This is a genomic window from Tenacibaculum finnmarkense, assembly GCF_900239185.1.
Lineage (GTDB): Bacteria > Bacteroidota > Bacteroidia > Flavobacteriales > Flavobacteriaceae > Polaribacter > Polaribacter finnmarkensis.
In genome coordinates this window covers 174,272-200,535 of the sequence record NZ_OENA01000097.1, presented here as the reverse complement: position 1 = coordinate 200,535, position 26,264 = coordinate 174,272, and the positions used below count along the sequence as shown (strand labels likewise).

21 protein-coding genes are annotated in these 26,264 nt (G+C 31.4%); 11 read left to right on the top strand and 10 right to left on the bottom strand.

Going from position 1 to position 26,264, the window contains the following annotated elements; translation table 11 throughout:
- Positions 1 to 19: 19 nt before the first annotated feature.
- The 3 genes from AQ1689_RS11950 to AQ1689_RS11940 all read right to left on the bottom strand — a co-directional run bounded on the left by AQ1689_RS11950 (position 20) and on the right by AQ1689_RS11940 (position 3,335).
- Positions 20 to 2,467, bottom strand: coding sequence for a M1 family metallopeptidase (locus AQ1689_RS11950; RefSeq protein ID WP_101956227.1), 2,448 nt, complete (start codon positions 2,465 to 2,467; stop codon positions 20 to 22).
- A gap of 121 nt (positions 2,468 to 2,588) precedes the next feature.
- Positions 2,589 to 3,095 carry a DUF4252 domain-containing protein gene (locus tag AQ1689_RS11945; RefSeq protein WP_101956226.1) on the bottom strand — a complete coding sequence of 169 codons (507 nt, stop codon included), beginning with the start codon at positions 3,093 to 3,095 and terminating at the stop codon, positions 2,589 to 2,591.
- Between the two features lie 12 nt (positions 3,096 to 3,107).
- Positions 3,108 to 3,335 carry a hypothetical protein gene (locus AQ1689_RS11940; RefSeq protein WP_145993533.1) on the bottom strand — a complete coding sequence of 76 codons (228 nt, stop codon included), beginning with the start codon at positions 3,333 to 3,335 and terminating at the stop codon, positions 3,108 to 3,110.
- A 222-nt stretch (positions 3,336 to 3,557) separates the two neighbouring features.
- Here AQ1689_RS11940 and AQ1689_RS11935 point away from each other — a divergent pair, with 222 nt between their 5' ends.
- On the top strand, positions 3,558 to 4,976 hold the full coding sequence (locus tag AQ1689_RS11935) for a S41 family peptidase (RefSeq protein ID WP_101956225.1): 1,419 nt from the start codon (positions 3,558 to 3,560) through the stop codon (positions 4,974 to 4,976).
- An 81-nt stretch (positions 4,977 to 5,057) separates the two neighbouring features.
- On the opposite strand, the gene AQ1689_RS11930 is transcribed toward AQ1689_RS11935, so the two are convergent.
- Positions 5,058 to 6,029 carry a patatin-like phospholipase family protein gene (locus tag AQ1689_RS11930; protein WP_101956224.1) on the bottom strand — a complete coding sequence of 324 codons (972 nt, stop codon included), beginning with the start codon at positions 6,027 to 6,029 and terminating at the stop codon, positions 5,058 to 5,060.
- Between the two features lie 62 nt (positions 6,030 to 6,091).
- On the opposite strand from AQ1689_RS11930, the gene AQ1689_RS11925 reads away from it, so the two are divergent.
- From AQ1689_RS11925 to AQ1689_RS11910, 4 genes are all read left to right on the top strand, one after another.
- Entirely contained in the window at positions 6,092 to 7,159 is a 1,068-nt protein-coding gene (locus AQ1689_RS11925) for a WD40/YVTN/BNR-like repeat-containing protein (RefSeq protein ID WP_101956223.1), read from the top strand.
- Between the two features lie 51 nt (positions 7,160 to 7,210).
- Positions 7,211 to 8,023 (top strand): metallophosphoesterase, encoded by an 813-nt coding sequence (locus AQ1689_RS11920; RefSeq protein WP_101956222.1) that lies wholly within the window; start codon positions 7,211 to 7,213, stop codon positions 8,021 to 8,023.
- Between the two features lie 67 nt (positions 8,024 to 8,090).
- Positions 8,091 to 8,888 (top strand): TrmH family RNA methyltransferase, encoded by a 798-nt coding sequence (locus AQ1689_RS11915; protein ID WP_101956221.1) that lies wholly within the window; start codon positions 8,091 to 8,093, stop codon positions 8,886 to 8,888.
- A gap of 112 nt (positions 8,889 to 9,000) precedes the next feature.
- Positions 9,001 to 10,686, top strand: a complete 1,686-nt coding sequence (locus AQ1689_RS11910) for a DUF262 domain-containing protein (protein ID WP_101956220.1) — start codon at positions 9,001 to 9,003, stop codon at positions 10,684 to 10,686.
- 107 nt (positions 10,687 to 10,793) lie between these two features.
- Here the strand turns inward: AQ1689_RS11910 and AQ1689_RS11905 are convergent, their stop codons facing one another.
- Complete coding sequence (locus AQ1689_RS11905) at positions 10,794 to 11,861, bottom strand: methyltransferase (protein WP_101956219.1); 1,068 nt, start codon at positions 11,859 to 11,861, stop codon at positions 10,794 to 10,796.
- 236 nt (positions 11,862 to 12,097) lie between these two features.
- Here AQ1689_RS11905 and AQ1689_RS11900 point away from each other — a divergent pair, with 236 nt between their 5' ends.
- Positions 12,098 to 12,439, top strand: a complete 342-nt coding sequence (locus AQ1689_RS11900; protein WP_083501055.1) for a VF530 family protein — start codon at positions 12,098 to 12,100, stop codon at positions 12,437 to 12,439.
- Positions 12,440 to 12,510: 71 nt separating this feature from the next.
- Positions 12,511 to 14,832 (top strand): DNA topoisomerase 3, encoded by a 2,322-nt coding sequence (locus tag AQ1689_RS11895; RefSeq protein WP_101915500.1) that lies wholly within the window; start codon positions 12,511 to 12,513, stop codon positions 14,830 to 14,832.
- Here the strand turns inward: AQ1689_RS11895 and AQ1689_RS11890 are convergent.
- From AQ1689_RS11890 to AQ1689_RS11880, 3 genes are all read right to left on the bottom strand, one after another.
- On the bottom strand, positions 14,829 to 15,506 hold the full coding sequence (locus AQ1689_RS11890) for a TrmH family RNA methyltransferase (protein ID WP_101956218.1): 678 nt from the start codon (positions 15,504 to 15,506) through the stop codon (positions 14,829 to 14,831). The genes AQ1689_RS11895 and AQ1689_RS11890 overlap by 4 nt on opposite strands.
- Before the next feature lie 96 nt (positions 15,507 to 15,602).
- On the bottom strand, positions 15,603 to 16,070 hold the full coding sequence (locus AQ1689_RS11885) for a DUF6495 family protein (protein ID WP_101915499.1): 468 nt from the start codon (positions 16,068 to 16,070) through the stop codon (positions 15,603 to 15,605).
- 371 nt (positions 16,071 to 16,441) lie between these two features.
- Positions 16,442 to 17,617, bottom strand: coding sequence for a GlmU family protein (locus AQ1689_RS11880; RefSeq protein WP_101915497.1), 1,176 nt, complete (start codon positions 17,615 to 17,617; stop codon positions 16,442 to 16,444).
- A 99-nt stretch (positions 17,618 to 17,716) separates the two neighbouring features.
- Here AQ1689_RS11880 and AQ1689_RS11875 point away from each other — a divergent pair, with 99 nt between their 5' ends.
- Both AQ1689_RS11875 and AQ1689_RS11870 read left to right on the top strand, forming a co-directional pair.
- The gene (locus AQ1689_RS11875) at positions 17,717 to 18,115 is read left to right on the top strand and encodes a 6-phosphogluconate dehydrogenase (RefSeq protein WP_101915496.1); all 399 of its coding nucleotides are present in this window, start codon (positions 17,717 to 17,719) and stop codon (positions 18,113 to 18,115) included.
- Between the two features lie 11 nt (positions 18,116 to 18,126).
- Positions 18,127 to 18,696 carry an acyl-CoA thioesterase gene (locus AQ1689_RS11870; RefSeq protein WP_101956217.1) on the top strand — a complete coding sequence of 190 codons (570 nt, stop codon included), beginning with the start codon at positions 18,127 to 18,129 and terminating at the stop codon, positions 18,694 to 18,696.
- Positions 18,697 to 19,003: 307 nt separating this feature from the next.
- On the opposite strand, the gene carB is transcribed toward AQ1689_RS11870, so the two are convergent.
- A complete protein-coding gene (carB, locus tag AQ1689_RS11865) occupies positions 19,004 to 21,856 on the bottom strand; it encodes a carbamoyl-phosphate synthase large subunit (protein ID WP_101956216.1) in 2,853 nt (950 codons plus the stop codon).
- A gap of 122 nt (positions 21,857 to 21,978) precedes the next feature.
- Positions 21,979 to 22,140 carry a 50S ribosomal protein L34 gene (gene rpmH / locus AQ1689_RS11860; RefSeq protein WP_058884776.1) on the bottom strand — a complete coding sequence of 54 codons (162 nt, stop codon included), beginning with the start codon at positions 22,138 to 22,140 and terminating at the stop codon, positions 21,979 to 21,981.
- A gap of 228 nt (positions 22,141 to 22,368) precedes the next feature.
- Here rpmH and AQ1689_RS11855 point away from each other — a divergent pair, with 228 nt between their 5' ends.
- Positions 22,369 to 23,982, top strand: a complete 1,614-nt coding sequence (locus AQ1689_RS11855) for a CTP synthase (RefSeq protein ID WP_101915493.1) — start codon at positions 22,369 to 22,371, stop codon at positions 23,980 to 23,982.
- 210 nt (positions 23,983 to 24,192) lie between these two features.
- Positions 24,193 to 26,073, top strand: a complete 1,881-nt coding sequence (yidC, locus tag AQ1689_RS11850; RefSeq protein ID WP_101956215.1) for a membrane protein insertase YidC — start codon at positions 24,193 to 24,195, stop codon at positions 26,071 to 26,073.
- Positions 26,074 to 26,264: the final 191 nt, after the last annotated feature.

Here is a 26,264-nt window from a genome sequence, read left to right as displayed (position 1 = left end):
AATTTCGTTTAACTATTTTTTATTCTAATAATTGCGCCATTGCCATTTTTGCAATTTCAATATTTTTTAATTTATTAGGATGATTCTCTTTCTTTTGTTTTTGTACCAACTCACGCAATAAATTTACGCCTACTTTATCAAAACCATATTGTTTATATTGCATTCCTTTCGAAACAATATCTGCCGATAAATTTTTAATAGCCTGCATATTATTACTTTTTGCAATTTTTAAATACGCCTTTTTATACAACGATTGTATTTGATTATCTTGACTTAAATACATCCCCGACATTACATTACTTGCAATAAAAATAAGCTCATCGTCGTCATTTTCTTCTAAATAAATACGTATTAAAGGATTTGCTATAATTTTTTTCACTTCAATAGGCAGTGTTTTTGATTTTTGAATTGCCAACTTTTTATCAACATAATACATCGCTACTAACGATTTTCCCAAAACGGCATACGATGTACTTTGCAATCCTTTTTCAAAAACCGATTTTAATTCAGGGTCGGTTAATTTCCCTAAAGTTTCAATAGCAGCTGCTTGCACCAATGTTTTCGAATCGTTTACAGCACGTTCTTTTATTTTTTCAATGGCAGTTTTTTTAGCATTCTTATTCGCTAAACTAATGTTTTCTAAGGCTAAAATTCTAAGTTTATAAAAATCGGCAGTCATAGCATTTACAACTGCATTAAAGGCTTTTTTATCATCTTGATGCTTAGAAACCTCCACTAAAGCTTCTTTTTTATGTTGATAATTAGCAGCGTATTTTAGTTGATATATATAATCGCTCAATACTTTATTTTCAAAAATATCACATAATAAAACTCCATCAGCATTTACCTGAATTAAGCTTGGTTGTTTTACAAATGCAAATGTGAACGAAGCATCTTTATCATTTACAAAAACAGTATGACGCGTTGGTTTATCACCTTCAAAAATATCAATAGCTAAAGGAAATTTAAAGTCGTTTTCTTGAGTTTGTATAATATTTACGCTTACTGTTTTTCGTAATTTATTATAATCATAAGAAATTTCCAATACAGGATGTCCGCTATTAAAATACCATTGCTTAAAAAACCAATTTAAGTCTTTTCCTGTAATTTCTTCAAAAGATAATCGCAATTGATGTGCCTCAGCAGTGCCGTATTTATTAGCCGTCAGATAATGTTTTAAACCCGCATAAAATGCTTGGTCGCCTACATAATTTCGCAACATATGTAAAATTGCGCCACCTTTATTATAGCTAACAGCGTCAAACATATCTTCTTTATCAGTGTAGTTAAAACGCACCAAATGTTTATCAAAATTCTGCCCGTTTTTATAGCCTTCAATATCTTCTAATAAATGTGCATCGGCAGCATTTTTTCCATATTTATATTCCTGCCATAAATATTCACTGTAATTGGCAAAACTCTCATTTACCGTTAAATTACTCCAACTTTCAGCCGTTACATAATTACCAAACCAGTGATGAAAAGCTTCGTGTGCAATGGTATTTTCATGGATGTTTTCATCAATTAATTGCCCTGGCATTTGATAGGCATGTTCGCCATGAATTACCGCCGTAGTATTTTCCATCGCACCACTTACATAATCACGCCCTACAATTTGTGCGTATTTATTCCACGGATATTCGATGCCTGTAATTTTCGAGAAAAAACCCAACATTTCAGGCGTATTTCCAAAAATAGCCTTTGCGTGTGGTGCATATTTTTTTTCGACATAATAATTTACAGGGATATTCTTATAGGTATCTTTTACAATTTCATATTCGCCTACGCCCATAAAAAATAAATACGGCGCATGTTTTTGAGTAAAATTCCAATAATCGGTACGAGTTCCGTTGCTGTTTTTCTGTTGATTTTCTAATTTACCGTTAGATAATGTTACATATTTATCAGGAACAGTTATGTAAATTTCTTGTGAAGTTTTCTGATTAGGCGCATCAATTGTAGGAAACCAACAACTACTTGCTTCGGTTTCTCCTTGAGTCCAAACTTGGGTTGGTTTATTTTTATCTAAACCTGTCGGATTGATAAAATACAAGCCTTTTGCCGAGGTAATAGCAGCACTTCCTTTTTGTTTTACCTTTTCAGGGCGTGCCGTATATTTTATATAAATGATAAATTCTTCATTTTTTTTATAGCTGCGAGGCAAATCAATAATCAATTTAAAATCATCATAATTATAGGCTAATTTTTGATTATTCATCGTTATTTTATCAATAAGCATGGCTTTGGCATCTAAAGTAACCTTATCGGTTTGATAAAAATGAGGTTTTAACCTTATCCAAGCCTCGCCGTTTAATTGCTTTTCTTTAAAATTAAAATCAACCTTTAATTTAGTGTGAATTAAATCGTGAATTTTAGCTGTTTCAGGATGATAAACAGCAGTCGACTGTGAAAATAAATTCAGTGTACAAAAAAGGAGTATCAGTATAAAAGCGCTTTGAAACTTCATAAAATAGTTTAATTTGAACCTCAAAAATAAGAAATTCTATTTGGAGACTTGTTAATGCGTCGTTAAAAAGAAAAACCATCAATAAGTTGATGGTTTTCGTTTTTTATTTTTAAGATTATTGTTATTTATCCTTAGAAAAAGTAGCTGCTAATTTTGACATTTTATTAATATCAATAGTACCTGTTAAAAATACAATTATTGATTCTGCATTGCCATTTTCACCTTTTTTATCCTTTATAAACATTAAAACCTCACTTACAAAATTTTTGTTTTTAGTTGATTTTACATAAATTTTTACACGAGAATTTTCATCTTTTATACGCATCAACGCTACCAGATTATTTTTGCTAACAGCACTTTTAAGCAGCTGTTCCATTTGAACAACAACACTTGGCTTTTTGGTTGAAAATACTTTTAACTCGTCTAAATTTTTAACCATATTAAAAACCTCTATAGCCTCGTTATCTTGTGAATTTACATCAAATTTTGAAAGCATTTCAAAAGCATCTTTGTTTACAATTACTGACGATACATCGTCCATATCTTCTAGTTTATCAAATATTGATTGCCCAAAACTTAGGTTTACTGTAAATATCAATCCTATTATTATTGTTATAATTTTCGTCATCTTTTTTAGCTTTTATTTTACGCTATTTATTACTTTCTGTACTGTTTTATCGTAGGTATTTAAACGTGCTAAGGCTGTATTTCCTTTGTTTAAATTTTCTGAAACTAACTGTAATGCTACTGTTATTTGCAAAAATTGTTCTCTTTGCTGATAGTGTTCATATTTTTTATTTCCTACAAAAAACAACACTAAAAGTGCTACTGTTACTGCTACTATCCATTTTTTTTTAATTTTTTCCATTTTCAACTCAATATATTCGATAACTATTTCTTTTTCAATCTTTTTAAAGAACACAATAACAAATATATTCCTACAAATGTAATGCCAAGTTAGCAAGTATATTATTTACTTGCCTATTTTTAAAAGGCCTTTTTATCCTTCATTTTAAGTTTATTACATCAAACTTAATAAAAAAATAATATTATTCATTAAATTGCGTTAATAATAGCTAATATATTCCTTATGAAATTATTTAAAGCATTTTCTAGTACCTTTTTCAGCTTATTTTTACTGATGTCAATGGTTTCTTGCAGTAAAAAAGCAGCAACTCCAAGCGATATTCAAATTCAAAATTTTATATGGAAAGGATTAAATGCCAATTACTTATGGCAAGATCAAGTAGCTGATTTATCCGATAAACGCTTTACAAACGACCAAGAATTATATGCTTTTTTATCAGAAACAGAAAACCCGTCAGACTTTTTTGAAAAATTATTACACAAAAGAAATGAGCTAGATAAATGGTCGTGGATTGTTGATGATTATCTTGCCTTAGAGCAATCTTTTCAAGGAACAAGCCAAACCACAGGAATGGAATTTGGCTTAAAAAGATTCAAAACAAACGCTAGCGAAGTATTTGGTTATGTTCGTTATGTTGTTTCAGGAACAGACGCCGATACTAAAGGTATTAAAAGAGGGATGATTTTCACCCAAGTAAATGGCACACCGATAAACGATAAAAATTACAAAGAATTATTATTTTCAAACGCAAATTCATACACTATTAATTTAGCCGATTATAATAATGGTGATCCAATAACAAATACAACAAGCTATACTCTTGAAAAAAGTGTTTATACCGAAAATCCAATTCATATTGCCAAAACAATTGAGCATGCGGGGCAAAAAATGGGCTACTTAATGTATAATAGTTTTACCGCAAATTTTGATTCTGAATTAAACCAAGCATTTCTTAAGTTTAAAACAGCAGGTATTCAAAATTTAATTATTGATTTAAGATATAACGGCGGTGGTTCTGTAACCACAGCAACCCGATTAGCAAGTATGATTACAGGGCAATTTACAGGTGATATTTTTGCAAAACAACGCTGGAACAGTAAATATATGGCAGTTCTTAATCCTGATGATATTACCAATAAATTTACAGATAAAATAAGTGCTTCGGAAGAAATTAACAGTTTAAACCTACGCAATATTTATTTTATTATTACAGAAAGTTCAGCATCGGCATCTGAATTAGTTATTAACGGTTTAGTGCCACATATTAACGTAAAAACAGTCGGAAGCAAAACCCACGGAAAATATGTAGGTTCAATTACATTATATGACTCTCCTACTTTTAGTAAAAAAGACATTAATACAGCACATAATTGGGCAATGCAACCCATTGTTTTAGAAATTGTAAACAAAGATAATCATAACGATAAAGAAGGTATTCCTCCAACAGTAACACGTTTTGAAGACTTTGGTAACTTAGGCGAATTAGGTAACAAAACCGAGCCTTTACTAGCAAAAACACTTCAACTGATAAGCTCAGGAGCTCGTGGAAACACGAATAGTAAAATGATTCAATTAGAAACAATTGGAAGTTCAAAATCAAACAATGTAAACTACAACACCATGTATGTTGATTTAAAATAATCCTTCTTTTTGATAAAAAAAGTGAACAAAAAACTAAGAAAACCTAACTAAAAAAGTTGGGTTTTTTTATTAAAAAATAATTTACAAGCCTTCTTCTATTTCTTCTATTTCCTGATTTTTAATAGCTTCCTGATTTTCGAGCATTTCAGGCCTAAATGGCGCCATTTTTTCAGCATCTAATTTCTCAGCATATTCATAGCCCGATTCCCACCATTTTGTCATTAATTTTTTATCAAAAACTAAAGTGTTTGTTGTTAAAACAGTTGGTGTATAATATAAATTCAACTTTACATCATGGTGTTTTGCCGATAATTTACCAATAGTAATATTATGTTTTTCTACATGCTCTAGCAAAAAACCAAAAACATCTAGCATTAGCGAAAACGGGTTTTTAGCAGGCATTCTATTAATTTGATTCACCTCGGTTTCTAAAATAATCGCATCAATTTCTTTAGCGCCACGTAAAATAGCTTCTCGAATAGGCACTAAACTTCCAAAACCACCATCAGCATACTGACAGCCATTTTTTTCTAACAAACTCATAAAAGGCACGTAATTACACGAACCCCAAATCCAATCACAAAAATCTTCGTAAGTACATGCTGAAATCGCTTTATATTCAATTTGGTTTGCTGTTAGGTTTGATACCGTTACTACAACTTCCTTGTTTTTTTCACGAATTTCATCATACATTTCACGGGTAACATTCTTTTTGATTAATTTTCTTAAATTTTTGCTTTCCCCAAAGGTTTTTCTTCCGTTTAAAAAATTCCAAAACGTATTTCTATGTCGAATAGATATTACTTTTTCACCATGAACCAGCTTTATTTTAAAAGGACTGTTACTAAAAATAGATTTTTGATTTACATTGGTATATAATTTCTTTAAGGAATCTACTTTACCTAGCGCTAAATGCGACACCATTAAACTACCTGTTGATGTTCCTACAAATAAATCGTACTCTTTTTTCTTTTGTTTCATTAAAAATTCAGCTACACCGCCCGCAAACGCGCCTTTACTTCCTCCTCCAGAAATTACCAATGCTTTTTTCATGTATTTTTTTTGATATAAGTAAATTGATTTCGCTATTTTTAGTTTTGTAAAAATATCAAAAAATGAACCGTTTCCCTATTTTAATTTTAGTGTTATTTATTTCTTTTTCTTGTCAAAAAACTTCACCAAAAGAAGTTAGCCCTAGAAAATTTAAAAGTATTAAAATCAGTCAATTTAAACAAGAAAACACCAGTATTCGTGCACTTAAAATTATCCATAAAAATGAAATCGTTTTTGCGGGTTCAAACGGAATAATTGGTAGTACTAAAAATGGTGGAAAATCTTGGAATCAAACACAAATACGTTATCAAGACAGTATTATTCCTAATTTTAGAAGTATTGCTGTAACTAAAAATGCGGTTTTTGCTTTATCTGTTGAAAACCCTGCCTTGTTATATAAAATTACTGCCGATACCACAAAAATTGTCTATCTGGAAAAGCATCCGAAGGTCTTTTACAATAGTTTACATTTTTTTGATGATAAAAAACACGGAATTGCCGTAGGAGATCCTACAGATAAAGAAAATTGTGCGGCTATTATTTTAACTTCGGATGGCGGAAATTCTTGGACAAAATTACCCTGTAGCCAATTGCCAACATTTGAAAAAGGAGAAGCTTTTTATGCCGCAAGTAATACCAATATTTCGATAGTTAATAACACGGTTTGGATTGCTTCTGGCGGTACAAAAGCACGGATTTTAAAATCTACCGATTTTGGAAATTCTTGGGAAATTTACAACACGCCTATTATCCAAGGAAATGGTTCGCAAGGTATTTATTCTATTGATTTTTATGATGAAAATAACGGATTTATTATTGGCGGAAACTACGCCAAACCTACTAATAATTGCGCCAACAAAGCACTTACTTCCGACGGTGGAAAAACCTGGAAATTAGTTGCCGATAATCAAAACCCAACCTACAAAAGTTGCGTGCAATATGTACCAAACACCAACGGTAAAGAACTTTTTGCTGTAGGTATAACAGGCGTTTGTTTTTCTAATGATGGCGGAAATTCTTGGCAAAAAGTAAGCGAAGAGCCTTATTATAGCATTCAATTTTTTGATAAAAATACGGCTTGGTTATCTGGTGATAAAAAAATAGGGAAATTAAATCTTGGTGAACTGTAATTATTTTTAATAACCTGTTTTTTTTAAAAAACAGAATATTTAAGAAGTTTAATGAAAAAATTAAATAGAAGAAAATTTATAAAGAGAGGAATATTAACATCTATTGGATTAGTTCTTTTAGACGCACTTTGGTTTGAAAAATATAATATTGAGTGGAATTATTTTGACATCTCAAAATCAAAAGAAAACAAGGTGAAAATTATTCAAATTTCAGATTTACATTTTGACAAATTACGATATTTTCACAAATCTATTGCAAAAAAAATAAACGCAATAAAACCAGATTTAATATTTATAACAGGTGATTCTGTTGATAAAACTGAAAAAATTGATTCCTTAAATGAGTTTTTGCAATTGATAGATAATTCTATCCAAAAATATGCAATTACTGGAAACTGGGAATATTGGGGGAAAGTAAATTTAACAGAACTTAAAAAGATCTTTTTAAAAAATAACTGTGAATTATTAATCAATGAAAACAGAACAATTTCAATAAAAAATCGTGAAATATCAATAATTGGAATGGACGATTTGGTTGGTGGAAATCCTGATTTTAAAAACGCAACTGAAAACATAAAACAGACCCAAACCAATATTGTTTTAGCACATTGTCCACAACATAGAGATATTATTGCAAAACAAACAGGAAATTTAACGATTGATTTAGTTCTTTCGGGGCATACTCACGGAGGTCAAATTACATTTTTAGGAATTGTGCCTTTCAAACCTCAAGGAAGCGGTAATTACTTAAAAGGTTGGTATGATAAAGCCGAGCCAAAAATGTATATATCAAAAGGAATTGGAACGAGTATTTTACCTATCCGATTTGGAGCAAGAGCAGAAATGGTTGAAATCGACCTATAAAAACACGGATAATATATTCTCCTATAAATAACTATAAAAATTCCCAATATTAGGTATTTTTGCGGTTATGAAACAAATTAGCAGCATACAGAACCCTTATATTAAAGATTTATTAAAACTTCAAGATAAATCGCGTGAACGAAAAAAAAGAGGCTTATTTTTAGTCGAAGGACAGCGTGAAATTTCGTTGGTTATAAAAGGAAATTATCAAATAGATACCCTTTTATTTGTTCCTGATATGTTTTCTTTGGAAGATTTAAAAGCTATAAGAGTCGCTACTGCTTCTTGCATCGAAATTACTAAAGAAATTTATCAAAAAATAGCCTACAGAGATACTACCGAAGGTGTAATTGCGGTTGTAAAAGCTAAAAATTTTAGTTTAGATACTATTCAGTTTGAAACTAAAAACCCGCTTATTTTAGTCTTCGAAAGCATTGAAAAACCTGGTAATATCGGTGCAATGCTTCGTACCGCCGATGCCGCAAATGTCGATGCCGTTTTTATAGCAAATCCGAAGACTGACTTGTTTAACCCAAACATTGTACGCTCTAGTGTTGGCTGTCTTTTTACCAATCAAATTGGCGTTGGTACATCCGAAGAAATTATTGATTTTTTACAAGAAAAAAACATCAATATTTACAGTGCAACTTTACAGAACTCCAACGAATATCATAAAAATGATTACACACAAGCTACTGCATTAGTTGTTGGTACAGAGGCTACAGGTTTAACTCAAATTTGGCGCGATAAAGCAACGCAAAACATCAATATTCCGATGCAAGGGCAAATAGACTCGATGAACGTTTCGGTTGCCGCCGCTATTTTAACTTTTGAAGCAAAAAGACAACGAGAATTTAAGGTTTAGATTAAAATTATAAGGCAGATTCTATTTAATTTTTATAAACCACTAATATTGATGGTTTTATTTCGATAATATTTCATTTTTAATTCCTATTTTTATAAAAAATACTAGAAAAATGAAGCCATCAACAACAGTAAAACAAATGCTCGCTGGAAATAAAATTCATGTTCCAAGTTATCAAAGAGCCTATTCTTGGGAAACAGAATTCGATGCTAAAAAAACACCTAAACAAGTAAATACTTTTATTACCGATTTAGAAAATTACAATAAAAGTACCACAAAATCAAAATATTATTTTGGTCATTTTCTATTTGAAGAACAGTCTGAAAATACCTTCGGAATTATTGACGGACAACAACGTATGACAACAATTGTTATATTTCTTTCTGCATTATTTAGCCGATTAAAAGAAATTAGACCTTTAAATGATACCGAAGAAGAGATTTTTGAAGATATTATAAAAAGACGAAATACATATCGATTTGAAACGGTTGATTATGATAAACAACTTTTTAAAGATTATGTGATCGACCAATCTAAAAAAGATAAAAACGGACTAGAAACCACATCGGCAAAAAGAATTGTAGAAGCTTTTGATTTTTTTACATTTATTTTTTCTGATAAAAACGAACACTATTTACTTGAAATGTTAAATACTGTTCAAAACGCATCGTGTACAACGCATCCTGTAAAAGATGAATCCGAAGCAATTCAAATGTTTATTTTTCAAAATAATAGGGGAAAAAAACCTTCGAATTTAGAAATTATAAAAGCACAATTCATGTTTAATGTTCACCTGTATGGCGGTGAAGAAAAAGCTTCTTTAATTGATGAAATTAAAACTCGTTTTGAGAAAATATATAAATCAATTTCATCAATAGAATACCTAATTAATGAAGACGATATTTTAACTTATACGCTTCGTGTACACTTCAATTCTCTTTGGGAAACAAATGCAATTGACAGATTAAACAAACTAATTTCCCAAGAAAATCCAATTCCTTTTATACAAGAATTTACGCAATCGTTAGCAAATAGTTTTGAACATTTAAACACTTTTTTCGGAAAAGATGAAAGAGGAAATTTAGAAATTCATTCTCTTGTAACTCTTGGCGGAATCGGTATTGCGATACCTTTTTTAATTAAAGCGTATCAATTTGGGTTGCCGATACAAGAAATTAATCAACTATCTTCTAATTTAGAATCGATTATTTTACGACACCGATTAATTGGTACTAGAGCTGATATTACCTCAAGAATAAATGATGTTTATCAAAATTTCACGCTTGAAAACCCAAGTATAACAACAATTATTGACAGAATCCAATGGATGAAAACAACAGAAGATTGGTGGTGGGCATATTGGAATAATACTGAATTAAAACGCTCTTTACAAGGCGGTATCAATCATAAAACTTCTAAATTTTTACTTTGGAAATATGAAAACAATTTAGAATCTAAAGGGAAAAACGGCTATACGCCTACTCGTTTTGATAAAATCATAAACCCTGAATTAGAACATATTGCTCCACAAACTGAAAATCCTGAAAAAGGATATGATACTTATGATGAAACATTTATAAATGAGTATCTAAATTGTTTAGGTAACTATTTATTACTTTCTAAATCTCATAACTGTTCTGAAGGAAACAAACCATTTATCGAAAAAAGAGACAGCTATAAACATTCCGAACAACAACGTGAAATTCAAGAAATCACAAAAGAAAAATCACTTTGGACAAAAGAAAATATTCAATATCGAAAAGATAAAATTACTAGTTTTTTAATGGAAAATGTGTAGTTAAAAGTACAACAAACCAACACTTTTTTATCCTCAATAAAAAACCTCACAGATTTTAAAAATCTGTGAGGTTTAATTCATTACAAAATATATTTATGTAAATCAGCTTATTTATGAGTCAATACCCAAAGTTGTACTTCTTCTAAAGAACGCCAATGTTGGTTACGTTTTGTTATTTCAGAAGCTCTTTTTACAGGTTTTGTATAACATTTTTCCAATTTAAACCTTCCTCCGTTAGCAAGTTCATTCTTTATTGGATGCTCTTCTGTTACATTGGTTATTTCTGCTAAATTTGAAAATAAAAGCAGTAATTTTCCATCAGGTAACAAACGTTCTTTTGCTTGTTCAAAAAATTCTGGAAATAAATCTTCATCATAATAAATTGCTTTATCAATTGCATCGCCTTTTTGTAATTTTGGCAACCAAGGTGGATTAAAAACAATTAATTCTGTTTGCTTTTTTAAGTTTCCAAAAAGATGCCCAAAGTCTAACTCTATTTTTCGAGATAACTTTGTTTCTCCCATAAATTCAGATAATCCAGCAATCGCATTTGGGTTGGTATCGGTACCAAAAACTTTCTGAAAACCATGTTTTACCATCTGAAAAGAAAGAACACCACAGCCAATACCTACATCAACAGCCGATTTTTTAGCACCTTCATATTTTGATAACCATTTATCAAAAATATATAAATGTTCAAAACGAGTTGGAAAATACGTTCCATAATATGGATGTATTTTATTACGTAAAACAGGAATCGTAAGTCCTTTTAAATACCATTGCCAAGCACTATTTAACCCTTGAACTTGAGGGAAAGTTAGTAAATAATTGGTGTTTTCAGGATAAAATTTTTCAAACCAACCTATTGATGGCGATTTTCTAACAACTAATTTATGATCAGCTATTTCAACTAAAACAAGGTTTGAAAGCGCTTGGTATTTTGCTCTATATGCACGTTGTTCTTCAAAAGTTTTGTTTGGCAACGTTCTTTTCAAATACTTATGTAGTTCTTCTAAAAGCGTTAAACCATTACTGTATAAGCCAGTAATTAGCACGTATTTACCAGCTTCTAAAGTTTCGATAGTAGCTCTAATATTTGTACCACCTTTATATGGTTTTATGGTTTTATCAACAGCAATTGGCGTTGGTTTATTTATTTTTATGTCTGTAATCATAATTGGGTTTTCTGTTATTGTCAGCTTAAAAATAGCTACTTAGTTTTACAAATTAAAAGCGTTATAAAACTGCGTCAAAGGTACTTTATTATAGCCTATTAAAAGTGCCGTTATTTAAATAAATATACGCTACCTAATTTTTTAAAAATGTCTAAAAATTTAGCTTGAATTTTAAGGTCTAAATCAATAACTTCGCTAAAATCAGAAAAAAATAACAGGCAAATACTATATAAACAATGACCGTAGAAAATAATCATAATAGTACTGAAAATAACCAACAAAATGACCAACAAAAAAACGAAGAAACAACAGCAAAACCTGTTAAAAAAATTAGAAGACAAGCTACTGAAGAACAATTAAAAAACCCACTTCACGGCGTAAAATTAGCACAAGTTTTAGAACGTTTAGTAGCACATTATGGCTGGGAATATTTAGGAGAACGTGTAAATATTCGTTGTTTTATAAACAATCCAACAACAAAATCAAGCCTTGGTTTTTTAAGAAAAACAGCTTGGGCGAGAGAACATGTAGAAGATATTTATTTAGAAATGGTAGAAAAAACAGCATCCGAAGAATAAAAAATTAGTTTTCACACGAACCAATTTATTTTAGTAATTTCGAATCTCTAAAAATCGAATAAATAAAGCTAATGAAAGTCTGTATTGCCGAAAAACCAAGTGTAGCAAAAGAAATTGCTAATATATTAGGAGCCAACACCAAAAGAGATGGCTATTTTGAAGGAAACGGCTATGCGGTAACCTACACTTTTGGGCATTTATGCACGCTTTTAGAGCCCAAAGATTACAAACCACATTGGAAAAGTTGGGATTTGAATAATTTACCCATGCTTCCCGAACATTTTAATACCAAAGTAACCGGCGATCAAGGTATTCAAAAGCAATTTAAAATTGTAAAATCATTATTTGACAAAGCCGATTTGGTTATTAATTGTGGCGATGCAGGAACAGAAGGAGAATTAATACAGCGTTGGGTAATCAACCAAGCTGGTTATAAAGGCGAAGTGCAACGTTTATGGATTTCATCGCTAACCGAAGAAGCAATTCGTGAAGGTTTTAAAAATTTAAAACCCTCTAAAGAATACGATAATTTATATTACGCAGGGTTTTCACGTGCCATCGGCGACTGGTTATTAGGCTTAAATGCCACCCGATTATACACTGTTAAATTTGGCGGATACAAACAAGTATTATCCGTAGGAAGAGTGCAAACCCCCACCCTTGCAATGTTGGTTAATCGATTTAAAGAAATTCAAAACTTCAAATCGCAACCTTACTGGGAACTACAAACCCTATACAGAGAAACACTTTTTTCTTACGAAGAAGGTCGTTTTTTAAAGAAAGAAGCAGGGCAGATTTTTGCTGATAAAGTAAAAGAAAGTGATTTTGAAATTACTTCGGTGACCAAGAAAAAAGGAAAAGAATACGCTCCTAAATTATTTGATTTAACAGGATTACAAGTATATTGTAATACTAAATTTGGCTTTTCTGCGGATGAAACATTAAAAATGGTTCAAAAGCTTTATGAAATGAAAGTGGTAACATATCCGAGGGTTGATACTACTTTTTTACCCAACGATGTGTATCCAAAAATAGCAGGAATTTTAGGGAAACTAACTAATTTTAATACCTTAACAAAACCATTATTAGGGCAGAAAATAAAGAAATCTAAAAAGGTTTTTGATGATAAAAAAGTAACCGATCACCACGCTATTATTCCTACGGGGATTCAAAATAATTTACCCTACAATCAGCAACAAGTGTACGATATTATTACCCGTCGTTTTATTGCTGTTTTTTATCCTGAAAGTGATGTTGCGAACACTTCTGTAATTGGAAAAGTTGGTGATATATCTTTTAAAACAAGCGGTAAAGAAATTTTATCAAAAGGATGGCGTATTGTTTTTGAGCACGCAAACGACAGCAAAAAAACAGAAACCAACGTATTACCGACTTTTGTAAAAGGTGAAAAAGGAACCCACGAACCTAGTTTTTTACAAAAAGAAACCAAACCACCACGAAATTACACCGAAGCTAGTTTATTACGTGCTATGGAAACCGCAGGAAAACAAGTCGATGACGATCAAATGCGTGAATTAATGAAGGAAAATGGTATCGGTCGCCCGTCAACTCGTGCAAGTATTATTGAAACTTTATTTAGACGAAAATATATTGAACGTCAGAAAAAACTGGTAATTCCTACCGAAACAGGAATTGAATTGATTGATTTAATTGATAACGAATTATTAAAATCGGCAGAACTTACAGGGCTTTGGGAAAAGCGACTAAAAGAAATTGAACGTGGCGAATTTAATGCAGGAACATTTATCAAAAACATGAAAAAAATGGTGGATGAATTGGTGTATGAAGTTCGTTCAAGCAATAAAACAAAACGACTTTCTTCGGATAACCAAACACCTAAAACAACTATAAAATCAGCTAAAAAAGAGGTTGCTTCTAAGAAAATAATTGTCGGTAAAACATGCCCAAAATGTAAAAAAGGGCAATTATTAAAAGGAAAAACAGCCTACGGATGTTCAGGGTATAAAACGGGTTGTAATTTTACTTTACCTTTTAGTTTTATGGATAAAAAAGTCTCTGAAAACCAATTAATTCGCTTGCTAGATAAAGGTTGCACCACCAATTTAAAAGGTTTCAAAAATGGAAATGATAAAATAGAAGGTCTAGTTCGTTTTGATGAAAATTTCAATTTAAAATTAGAAGAAAAACAAGCAACAGATAAAACCTCAACTTCGAAGAACACCAAAAACACAGAAACTATCCCCTGCCCGAAATGTAAAAAAGGAACAGTTTTAAAAGGAAAATCGGCATATGGATGCTCTGATTATAAAAGCGGTTGTAATTTTGTATTTACCTTTGATAACATCAAAAAAATAGCCAACGGACAAACGTTGACTAAAGATTTGGTTTTAAAGATTATCAGTACTAATTAAGAATTTTGTAATTCTTTATGATAATATTCAATTAATTTATCAGGATTTTTTATCGTGTTTTTAATCCATTCAAAATATAAAACACGCTGTTCTTCTTTGCTTAATTTCCAATCGATATTTGTTTTACGCAAACGTGCCGTAACATCGTTCAAAGTAATTGCAGCGGCTACCGATATATTTAAACTTTCGGTAAAACCAACCATCGGAATTTTTAAAAAACCGTCGGCTTCTTGTTTTATATAGTCAGAAATCCCGTCTTTTTCGGCACCAAATACAAAGGCTGATTTTTTAGTAACATCAAAATCAGATAACACACATGAATCAGTATGTGGTGTTGTACCAATTATTTGATAACCTTTTGCTCGTAAGTCGTCAATACAGGCTTTTGTATTATCGCCATCTTCTTTATACCTGTTGATATTTAACCATTTTTGGCTTCCTTTTGCAACGTGTCGAGATACTTTGTTTGTAAATCTATTTTCAATGGCATACACATCTTGAACACCAAAAATATCACAACTTCTCACCACCGCACTTGCGTTATGAGGTTGATAAATATCTTCTAAAACAACAGTAAAATGACGTGTTCTTTCATTTAAAACGCTGTTAAATGTTTCTTTTCTTTTGTCGGTAATAAAACCTTCTAAATATGCTAATAATCCTTGGTCAATCATCTTGCAAAAATACACTTATTTATTTTCTAAATTATATGGAATAAAAAAACGTCTTTAAATTATTAAAGACGTTTTGTAATATTTTTTTAAAATTACTTACGATGTTAACTTACTAAAATACTCGTAAATTTCTCCCTTTGATATTGAACTTCCTTTTTCTATTAAATCGAAAACCTCAACATTTCGTTCTCTTTTATACTTTATCGTTCCTGTAAAAAGTTCGACTTTTTCATCATTCGGGTTTTGCATTAACCACTCAAAACCTTCTTGTTCTAATAAATTTATATCTTTATCAATAGTTACCATAATACGATGAATTTCATCTTTATCGCATTTAAATAAATTAACCATTTTTGGTGAAAAATGCTCTAAATACTCGGTTTTTGTAAGTACATCATCCCAAACGACATCACTAAAAACGTTCATTTCGTCTTCGGCTACGGCTGGTTTTTGTTCTTTTAATTCTTTCCATTCTTTGGCATCGATACTTTGTGATGCTAAAAAACGTGCAAATTCTTCATGCAATCCTTCAAATTGCTCTTTTGTTAATTGTCTGTACTTCATTCGGCAATTTTAAGGATAATTTAGGGGTTTGACAATTTTAATGTTCAAATTATAAATGATCAAACAAATATTATTTTCAGCAAAATCGCCTAGCCCCGATTGAAGCATTTGTTTGAGCTCTTTTTTTGATTTTTCTTCAAAAAAAAGCGAGTGCGGAAAGCGGGAAATAGCTTCAAAAAATAATTATAAAAAAAATCCCCACAATATAAATTATGAGGATTTTGATTTTAACTCTCTTATCTATTTTCGTTATGCTGAATTTAGTTCAGTATCGCATCAACAAGAGAACTACGGCAAATCAGAATGCGAATCTGAAATAAATTCAGATTGACGAATTCGATGCTATTTTTAGATGAAATTTAAACGGAATCTTAGTAATTTCTATACTGTTTAGTTTGTTCAAAAACATGACTTAAAATTCGCTGTTCTTTTTCATCAAACTCAATATTTCGTCTTTTCATTACCATTTCGGCTACTTCAAAAACTTTGTTGGTTTTGTATTCTGTAAACCCAGAAGCGCCTCCCCAACTAAAAGAAGGTACAAAATTTCGAGGAAATCCGCTACCAAAAATATTAGCGGAAACACCTACTACAGTTCCCGTATTAAACATGGTATTGATGCCACATTTAGAGTGGTCGCCCATCATTAAACCACAAAATTGTAAGCCTGTTTTTGCAAAACGACCCGTATCATAGCTCCATAATTTTACCTCAGCATAGTTATTTTTAAGGTTAGAATTATTAGTGTCTGCTCCAATATTACACCATTCTCCAAGCACAGAATTTCCTAAAAACCCATCGTGTCCTTTGCTAGAATAGCCCATTAATACCGAATTATTAACCTCTCCTCCTACTTTACAATGAGGCCCTAAAGTGGTTGCTCCGTATATTTTTGCTCCTAATTTTAATACCGAATTTTCACACATTGCCAAAGCGCCTCTTACTACAACGCCTTCCATAATCTCGGCATTTTCACCGATGTAAATAGGTCCTGAACTTGCGTTTAAAGTTGCAAATGTTAGTTTTGCACCCTCTTCAATAAAGATATCTTTTTTATTGATACAATTTACTGTATCAGGAATTGGCTCAGATGTTCTGCCGTCGGTAATTAAATCAAAATCAGCACGAATTGCTTTATCATTTAAAGAAAAGATATCCCAAGTATTTCTAATTTGAAGTAGCTCTTCTTGGTATTCAATTTGCTCATAATTTGCAAAATTCACTTCGTCTTGGCTGTCGTTGGTATAAAAAGCAATCACATCTTCACCCTTAAAAATTGCCTGATTTTTGGTTAATGCTCTTACCATATCAACCAATGAATCTGTTGGTAAAAAAGAGGCATTTAACAGCACATTTTCTTCCAACTCTACCATCGGATATTTTTCTTCTAAATATTCTTCAGTAACTGTTGTGGTGGTTGATCCTAAATGTTTTTCCCATTTTTCGCGAATCGTTAAAATTCCGACCCTAATATCGGCAACGGGTTTTGTATATGTAAATGGTAATAAAGCGGTTCTTACATCACCATCAAATAAAATATAATTCATATTTATTATTTTTTGAACTCACACAAAATTACTACTTTCAATTCATTTTACAAGTTTAAATATTAGCCTTACTTTTGTTACCTAAACTTAAACCGTTCCATGAAAAAAATAGTCGCTTTAATTATTCTTATTATCACATTAATTTCTTTTTCCTATTATGCTTTTATTTATTACGTACCTTATAGTAAAGGTGTGCGCTCTGGCGAACTTATAAAAATAAGCTACAAAGGAGTTGTTGTTAAAAGCTGGGAAGGTGAAATTAGCCAAGGTATTTCTGGTGCTCAAATTTTTTCTTTTTCAGTGCAAGACAATGAGAAGAAAGTTATTGCCGATTTACAAAAATTTCAAGGACGTTATGTTAAAATTACGTATAAAGAGCTTTACAGAACCTTTTCATGGTTAGGCGATTCTAAATATTTTGTTACCAAAGTAGAACAAGAAAATTCACCTCATTTTAGAAGTTTAGAAGAGACTCCTGAAATTAAAAAACAAGAATAATAACTAACAAAATGACAAGCAAAACAACAAATAAAACGACTCGAAAATTTAAACACGTTGAAGAAACTGGTATCACTATTTCAGAATTAATGCTGCCATCGCACGCTAATTTTAGCGGTAAAATTCACGGAGGTTATATTTTATCGTTATTAGACCAAATTGCCTTTGCTTGTGCTTCAAAACACTCTGGCGAATACTGCGTAACGGCATCGGTTGATACGGTTGATTTTTTAAATCCCATTGAAGTTGGCGAGTTGGTTACCATGAAAGCCTCTGTAAATTATGCAGGACGCACCTCGATGGTTGTTGGTATTCGTGTGGAAGCTGAAAATATTAGAACAGGAGTTACCAAGCATTGTAACTCGTCTTATTTTACCATGGTTGCTAAAGATAAAGACGGGAAAAGCGTTCAAGTTCCTGGTTTAATTGTAAATGACGATATTGAAATCAGGCGTTTTTTAAAGGCGATAAAACGTATTGAAATGAAAAAGAAACGTCAAGAAGAATTTGACAGTGAAACTTTTGTACATCAAAATTACACTAAAGATTTAGAAAAATACAATGTAAAAATTGAACTATAATAGCGTTCCTTTAATGCTAAAATCATTTTAAATATAATTTTAAAATACATAAAAAATTAAAAACCTTGATTGTTTTATAACTTTCGAGGTTTTTTTATGGAGCTATTTCCCGCTTTCCGCACTCGCTTTTTTTATTTTTTTGAAGAAAAAAAAACAAAAAAGAGCTCAAACAATTGCTTCAATCGGGGCTAGAATTATCTACCATAATTTCGATTAATATTTAACAATAGATTTCAAATTTATATTTTTCACCTATAAAAAAAGCCTATCATTTCTGATAGGCTTTTAATTTTTAATCTTAAAAAAATTATTTTGTTAAGTACATTTTACGTCTTGAATATAAGTCGTAAAACTGATCATCTTTTAAATCATCAATAAACAAAATACTTTCACCTGTTGATTTCATTTCAGGTCCTAATTGTTTATTTACGTTCGGAAATTTGTTAAATGAAAATACCGGTTGCTTTATCGCATACCCTTTTAACTGAGGATTGAAATCAAAATCAGTAACTTTATTTTCGCCTAACATTACCTTGGTTGCATAATTTACATACGGCTGTTTATACGCTTTTGCTATAAAAGGCACCGTACGTGATGCTCTCGGGTTTGCTTCAATAATGTAAACTACATCATCTTTAATAGCAAACTGAACATTTATTAAACCTACCGTTTTTAATTCTAAAGCGATGGTTTTTGTATGGTCTTTTATCTGCTGTAATACTAAATCACCTAAGTTAAAGGCTGGTAAGGTTGCGTTTGAATCTCCAGAGTGTACTCCACAAGGTTCAATATGCTCCATAATTCCGATAATTTGCACATTTTCACCATCACAAATTGCATCTGCTTCTGCTTCAATTGCGCCATCTAAATAATGGTCTAATAATAATTTATTACCAGGCATTCTTCTTAATAAATCAACAACGTGCTCTATTAATTCTTCTTTATTGATAACAATTTTCATTCCTTGCCCTCCTAAAACATACGATGGACGAACTAAAATTGGGAAATCTAATTGATCCGCTAAAACTAAAGCTTCATCGGCTGTTTCAGCAATTCCAAATTCTGGGAATGGAATTTTGTTTCTCAGTAAAAGATCAGAAAAACTACCTCTATCTTCGGCTAAATCTAAGGCTTCAAAACTCGTTCCTAAAATTTTGATTCCGTATTTCGTTAATTTCTCCGCTAATTTTAAAGCAGTTTGTCCACCTAATTGAACAATAACTCCTTCTGGCTTTTCATGCTTAATAATGTCATATATATGTTCCCAGAAAACAGGTTCAAAATATAATTTATCCGCCGTATCAAAATCTGTAGAAACCGTTTCAGGATTACAGTTAATCATAATGGTTTCATAACCACATTCTGCAGCTGCTAAAATACCATGAACACAACAGTAATCAAATTCAATTCCTTGCCCAATACGGTTTGGTCCTGAACCTAAAACAATAATTTTTTTCTTTGCAGTAACTTCACTTTCGTTAGCCACCACTGTAACACCTTCTTTGGTTACAATATCACTTTCAAAAGTTGAATAATAATACGGAGTTTTTGCTTTAAATTCAGCAGCACAAGTATCAACTAACTTGTAAACTCTGTTGATATTTAATTCTTCTCTCTTTTTATATACCTGACTTTCTAAACATTTTAACATATGAGCAATCTGACGATCTCCATATCCTTTTTGTTTTGCTTCCAATAATAAATCTCTATCAAGCGTATCAACGGTATATTTAGAAATTTCTTTTTCTATTTCGTGTAATTCTTCGTATTGTTTTAAGAACCACATATCAATTTGCGTAATTTCGTGGATTTTACTCAACGGAATTCCCATTTTGATAGCATCATAAATAATAAAAACTCTGTCCCAAGAAGCGTATGTTAACTTCTCTATAATTTCGTCGTAGTTTTTATTTTCTTTTGCATCGGCACCTAAACCGTTACGTTTAATTTCAAGCGATTGTGTTGCTTTGTGCAATGCTTCTTGAAACGAACGTCCAATTCCCATTACCTCACCAACAGATTTCATTTGTAAACCTAACGTTCTGTCAGAACCTTCAAATTTATCAAAGTTCCATCTAGGAATTTTTACAATTACATAATCTAAAGTTGGCTCAAATAAAGCTGATGTCGATTTTGTAATTTGATTGTCTAATTCATCTAAATGATACCCTAAGGCTAATTTAGCCGCAATTTTTGCAATAGGATATCCTGTTGCTTTACTTGCTAATGCTGATGAACGAGAAACTCTTGGGTTAATTTCAATAGCAATGATGTCTTCTTTTTCATCTGGAGAAATAGCAAACTGCACATTACATCCTCCTGCAAAATCACCAATATTACGCATCATATGGATTGCCATATCACGCATTTTTTGGAATGTTTTATCAGAAAGTGTCATTGCAGGAGCTACCGTAATTGAATCACCAGTATGAATTCCGATAGGGTCCATATTTTCGATCGAACAAATAATAACAACGTTATCATTAGCGTCTCTTAATAACTCTAATTCGTATTCTTTCCAACCGATAAGCGCTTTATCAATCATTACTTCATGAATTGGAGAAACCTCTAATCCATGAGTTAATAATGCATCAAAATCTTCTTCTTTATATACAAAAGAAGCCCCTTCTCCACCTAAAGTAAACGACGCTCTAATAATTAAAGGAAAACCAAATTCCTGAGCAATTTCTTTCCCTTTTAAGAATGATGTTGCAGTTGCTTGAGGCGCCATTGGAATACCGATGTCTATCATCAAGTTTCTAAACTTCTCACGGTCTTCCGTAATATTAATGGCATCAATATTAACACCAATAATTTTTACACCAAAATCTTCCCAAATACCTTTTTCATCAGCTTCAATACATAAATTTAAAGCTGTTTGACCACCCATTGTTGGTAAAACTGCATCAATTTGTGGATGCTCTTTTAATATTTGTAATATTGACTTGGTATTTAAAGGTAAAAGATACACATGATCAGCCATGGTAGGGTCTGTCATGATCGTTGCAGGGTTCGAATTGATTAAAACAGTTTCAATTCCGTCTTCACGTAAAGAGCGTAAAGCTTGCGTTCCAGAATAATCAAATTCACAGGCTTGTCCAATAACAATTGGCCCTGATCCGATTATTAAGATAGATTTAAGGTCTTGATTTTTAGGCATTTTAAGTAGGTGTTGTGTTGTTGTTGTTGTTGTGGTTTTCTGTAAAGGTAAAAAAAGTTTATATACAAAAAAGGTGTTACTATAAAAATAGTAACACCTAATATATTAACGATTGTTAATCATTATTTTTTTGGTCTTGGAGCTGAAGATACACTTAAGTTTTTTCTTCCTTTAGCTCTTCTTCTAGCTAGTACTTTACGTCCATTAGCAGATGCCATTCTTTCTCTGAAACCGTGTTTGTTTCTTCTTTTTCTTTTCGATGGTTGGTAAGTTCTTTTCGGCATTATTTATGTTTTTAAAAATGGTCTTTAATTCAACTTGCTTTTATGAATTTCCGTCTGCTAAAAGCGTGGGCAAATATACAATAGTTTTTTTGTCTTACAAATACTCCATTTGTTTTTTTTGAAATATTTTTCAACTTTACAAAAATACGCTTTTTTTATGTATTTTTTTTACTTTTTTATTTGTTCGGATAGTCAGACTTCTTACTTTTGCCCAAACCTAACAATACCATGAGCAACACTAAATACGTTTTTGTAACAGGAGGCGTAACTTCATCACTAGGAAAAGGAATTATAGCCGCTTCTTTAGCTAAATTATTACAGCAAAGAGGTTTTTCAGTGACTATCCAGAAATTAGATCCGTATATTAATATAGACCCAGGAACATTAAACCCTTACGAACATGGAGAATGCTATGTAACTGATGACGGTGCCGAAACAGACTTAGATTTAGGGCATTACGAACGTTTTTTAAACATTCCTACCTCTCAGGCAAACAATGTTACTACAGGTAAAATTTACCAATCTGTAATTAACAAAGAGCGTAAAGGAGAATTTTTAGGAAAAACAGTTCAGGTAATACCACATATTACCGATGAAATTAAAGAACGTATTCAAATTTTAGGAAAAACGGGAGATTATGACATCGTTCTTACCGAAATTGGTGGTACTGTTGGCGATATTGAATCATTGCCTTATGTAGAGGCAGTGCGTCAATTAAAATGGGAATTAGGCGATGATAACGTTATTGTTATTCACTTAACTTTAGTTCCTTATTTAGCTGCCGCTGGTGAATTAAAAACCAAACCAACACAACATTCTGTAAAAATGCTAATGCAAAGCGGTGTAAGCCCTGACATATTAGTATGCCGATCAGAACATGAAATTAACGACACTATAAAGCGTAAATTAGCCTTATTCTGTAACGTTAAAAAACAAGATGTTATTCAATCTTTAGACGCAGAAACTATTTACGATGTGCCTAATTTAATGTTTAAAGAAGGTTTAGATTATGTTGTTTTAGAGAAATTAAAATTATCTACACGTAAACAACCAAAATTAAAAGCTTGGAATCAGTTTTTAGAGCGTCATAAAAACCCAACTGCTACTATTGAAATTGGTTTAGTTGGTAAATATGTTGAATTACACGACTCATATAAATCAATTACCGAAGCATTTATTCATGCAGGAGCAGCTAACAGAACAAAAGTAAAAGTTCGTTGGATTCACTCTGAAGAATTAACTCCTGAAAATGCTGCCTCACAATTAGCAGGATTAAACGGTGTTTTAGTTGCCCCAGGTTTTGGTGGTAGAGGAATTGAAGGTAAAATTGCAGGAGTACAATATGTGCGTGAAAACAACATTCCATTTTTAGGAATTTGTTTAGGGATGCAAATGGCCGTTATTGAATATTCTCGCAACGTTTTAGGTTTAAAGGATGCAAATTCTACTGAAATGGATGAAGAAACAGCCGATCCTGTTATTAATTTAATGGCAGCACAAAAAGAAGTTACCCAAAAAGGTGGAACCATGCGTTTAGGAGCTTGGGACTGTGAAATTACCGAAGACTCTAAAGTTTTTGAAGCTTATAAAACAAGTTCAATTAGCGAACGTCACCGCCACAGATTCGAGTATAATAACGACTATAAAACGCAACTAGAAGATGCGGGAATGAAATCAACAGGTATAAACCCTGAAACAGGCTTAGTTGAAACTGTTGAAATCCCTACACATCCTTGGTTTGTTGGCGTACAATATCACCCAGAATATAAAAGTACCGTATTAAACCCACATCCTTTATTTGTGAGTTTTATAAAAGCAGCTTTACAGCAATCTAAAAAATAAATTTAAAAATCCTGTAATTAAAAAATTACAGGATTTTTTTTCTTTTTTAATACGTATGGAACATTCTTTGAGCGAATATCCTTATTAAAATTAATAACGGTAAAACCTCATAAAAACGATTCGGTTTTACTAAACTTGTCTGATTTTTCTGGTATTTTTAAATTATCAGAATAAACAATGACAAGTTGTCATCATTTATAACACATATCAATGGAACAAAAAAAATTTGATGTAAAGTCATTCATCGGAATGCTTTTATTAGGAGGAATACTACTTTGGTGGATGAACAGTCGCAAGCCTGAAGTAACTCCTGAAACTAAAACGCAAACAACACAAGTTACAGATGCTTTAACAGCTCAAAATAACGCAGTAGGAACAGCAATTTTAAGCGATTCACTACAAAAAATCGCCTTAAAAAATAAATTAGGTGCTTTTGCTTATGGCGCTTCAACAGCAAAAAGTGGCGTTACCTCTATTGAAAACAATCTTGTTAAATTAACTATTGATAATAAAGGAGGGCAAATTACCCAAGCTTTACTTAAAAGCTTCAAAACCTACGATTCGCTTCCTTTATATTTAGTAAAAGATAAAAATGCTTCTTTTAATCTTAATTTTGGAACTACCGATAACCGTATTCTAAATACCAAAGATTTATTATTTGCACCTACTTTAACTAAAAATGGCGATACGAAAATACTTTCGATGAAATTGAAAGTATCAGAAACTCAATTTTTAGAATACCGTTACGAAATTAAAAAAGACGATTATTTAGTTGATTTTAGTGTACGTTCACAGGGTTTAAGTACTGTAATAAATGCTAGTAATCCTATTAATTTAGATTGGAAATTAAAAGCCTTTTCAAATGAAAAAGCCTTTAATTACGAAAATCAAAATACCGCAATTCATTATTATGAAGACAACTCAATGGAGTGTCTTGGAATAAAATCAAATGATGAAATTGCCAATAAAGCAACTTGGATTAGTTTAAAACAACATTTTTTCTCTTCTATTTTAATTAATAAAGACGGTTTTTCTAAACCAACTTTAAAGCAAGAAGCTTATGAAGAAGACGGTGCAACAGGAACTAAATTTTTAAAAGCATTTAATGTTAACATTCCTGTAACTGTTCAAAATGGTGAAATTAACCAAAATATGTCATGGTTTTACGGACCAAACGACTATAACATCTTAAAAAAATACAATGAATTAGGATTAAGAGATAACATGAATTTAGGTTGGGGTATTTTTGGTGCGCTAAACAAATATGTTTTCTATCCTGTATTTAACATGTTAAAAGGTTTTATTGGTAACTTCGGATTAATCATTATTTTAATGACCATCGTTGTTCGTATTATTATGTCGCCAGTACTTTATAAATCGTATTTATCGAGTGCAAAAATGAAAGTGATTCGTCCAGAAATGGAAGAAATCAACAAGAAATATCCAGGGAAAGAAAATGCCATGAAACGTCAGCAAGAAACCATGGCAATACAGCGAAAATCTGGTGTAAGCATGATGTCGGGTTGTATTCCTGCCTTATTACAAATGCCGGTATTCTTTGCATTATTTAAGTTTTTTCCAAAGGAAATTGATTTACGTCAAAAAGGTTTTTTATGGGCTGATGATTTATCAGCTTATGATGAAATTTTCAAATTACCATTTAAAATTCCTTTTTATGGTGATCATATTAGTTTATTCCCAATTTTAGCATCTATCGCTATTTTCTTTTACATGAGAATGAACCAAAGTCAGCAAGCAAACATGCAAGCGCCAACGCAAGAAGGAATGCCTGACATGCAAAAGATGATGAAATATATGATTTATTTCTCTCCGCTTATGATGTTATTTTTCTTTAACAGTTACGCAAGTGGATTGAGTTTATATTATTTTATATCAAACTTACTTACTATCGCAATTATGTTAGTTATTAAAAACTTTGTAATTGATGAAGCTAAAATTCATGCAAAAATTCAAGAGAACAAAAAGAAGCCTGAAAAAGCTAAAAGCAAGTTCCGTGAACGTTTAGATAGCGCTATGAAACAAGCTCAAGAGCAACAAGCTGCTCAACAAAATGCAAAGAATAAAAAATAATTTTTATTTTTCATAATTTCAATACTAAAAAGGTCGCTAAATGCGACCTTTTTTTATTTAAAAATTTTCAACAAAAAGATTAAACCTTTAAAGAATATTTTAGTCTTATTAGAGCCTGTTTAAATTTCATCTGAAAAAAAAATATCACAGAAAAATAAGGAATCGCATCGATCAAAAGGATTTTATTTCAA

Coding starts and splice junctions, on each gene's coding strand:
- AQ1689_RS11950 (WP_101956227.1), bottom strand. CDS start 2,467: ATGAAGTTTCAAAGCGCTTTTATACTGATACTCCTTTTTTGTACACTG.
- AQ1689_RS11945 (WP_101956226.1), bottom strand. CDS start 3,095: ATGACGAAAATTATAACAATAATAATAGGATTGATATTTACAGTAAAC.
- AQ1689_RS11940 (WP_145993533.1), bottom strand. CDS start 3,335: ATGGAAAAAATTAAAAAAAAATGGATAGTAGCAGTAACAGTAGCACTT.
- AQ1689_RS11935 (WP_101956225.1), top strand. CDS start 3,558: ATGAAATTATTTAAAGCATTTTCTAGTACCTTTTTCAGCTTATTTTTA.
- AQ1689_RS11930 (WP_101956224.1), bottom strand. CDS start 6,029: ATGAAAAAAGCATTGGTAATTTCTGGAGGAGGAAGTAAAGGCGCGTTT.
- AQ1689_RS11925 (WP_101956223.1), top strand. CDS start 6,092: ATGAACCGTTTCCCTATTTTAATTTTAGTGTTATTTATTTCTTTTTCT.
- AQ1689_RS11920 (WP_101956222.1), top strand. CDS start 7,211: ATGAAAAAATTAAATAGAAGAAAATTTATAAAGAGAGGAATATTAACA.
- AQ1689_RS11915 (WP_101956221.1), top strand. CDS start 8,091: ATGAAACAAATTAGCAGCATACAGAACCCTTATATTAAAGATTTATTA.
- AQ1689_RS11910 (WP_101956220.1), top strand. CDS start 9,001: ATGAAGCCATCAACAACAGTAAAACAAATGCTCGCTGGAAATAAAATT.
- AQ1689_RS11905 (WP_101956219.1), bottom strand. CDS start 11,861: ATGATTACAGACATAAAAATAAATAAACCAACGCCAATTGCTGTTGAT.
- AQ1689_RS11900 (WP_083501055.1), top strand. CDS start 12,098: ATGACCGTAGAAAATAATCATAATAGTACTGAAAATAACCAACAAAAT.
- AQ1689_RS11895 (WP_101915500.1), top strand. CDS start 12,511: ATGAAAGTCTGTATTGCCGAAAAACCAAGTGTAGCAAAAGAAATTGCT.
- AQ1689_RS11890 (WP_101956218.1), bottom strand. CDS start 15,506: ATGATTGACCAAGGATTATTAGCATATTTAGAAGGTTTTATTACCGAC.
- AQ1689_RS11885 (WP_101915499.1), bottom strand. CDS start 16,070: ATGAAGTACAGACAATTAACAAAAGAGCAATTTGAAGGATTGCATGAA.
- AQ1689_RS11880 (WP_101915497.1), bottom strand. CDS start 17,617: ATGAATTATATTTTATTTGATGGTGATGTAAGAACCGCTTTATTACCA.
- AQ1689_RS11875 (WP_101915496.1), top strand. CDS start 17,717: ATGAAAAAAATAGTCGCTTTAATTATTCTTATTATCACATTAATTTCT.
- AQ1689_RS11870 (WP_101956217.1), top strand. CDS start 18,127: ATGACAAGCAAAACAACAAATAAAACGACTCGAAAATTTAAACACGTT.
- carB (WP_101956216.1), bottom strand. CDS start 21,856: ATGCCTAAAAATCAAGACCTTAAATCTATCTTAATAATCGGATCAGGG.
- rpmH (WP_058884776.1), bottom strand. CDS start 22,140: ATGCCGAAAAGAACTTACCAACCATCGAAAAGAAAAAGAAGAAACAAA.
- AQ1689_RS11855 (WP_101915493.1), top strand. CDS start 22,369: ATGAGCAACACTAAATACGTTTTTGTAACAGGAGGCGTAACTTCATCA.
- yidC (WP_101956215.1), top strand. CDS start 24,193: ATGGAACAAAAAAAATTTGATGTAAAGTCATTCATCGGAATGCTTTTA.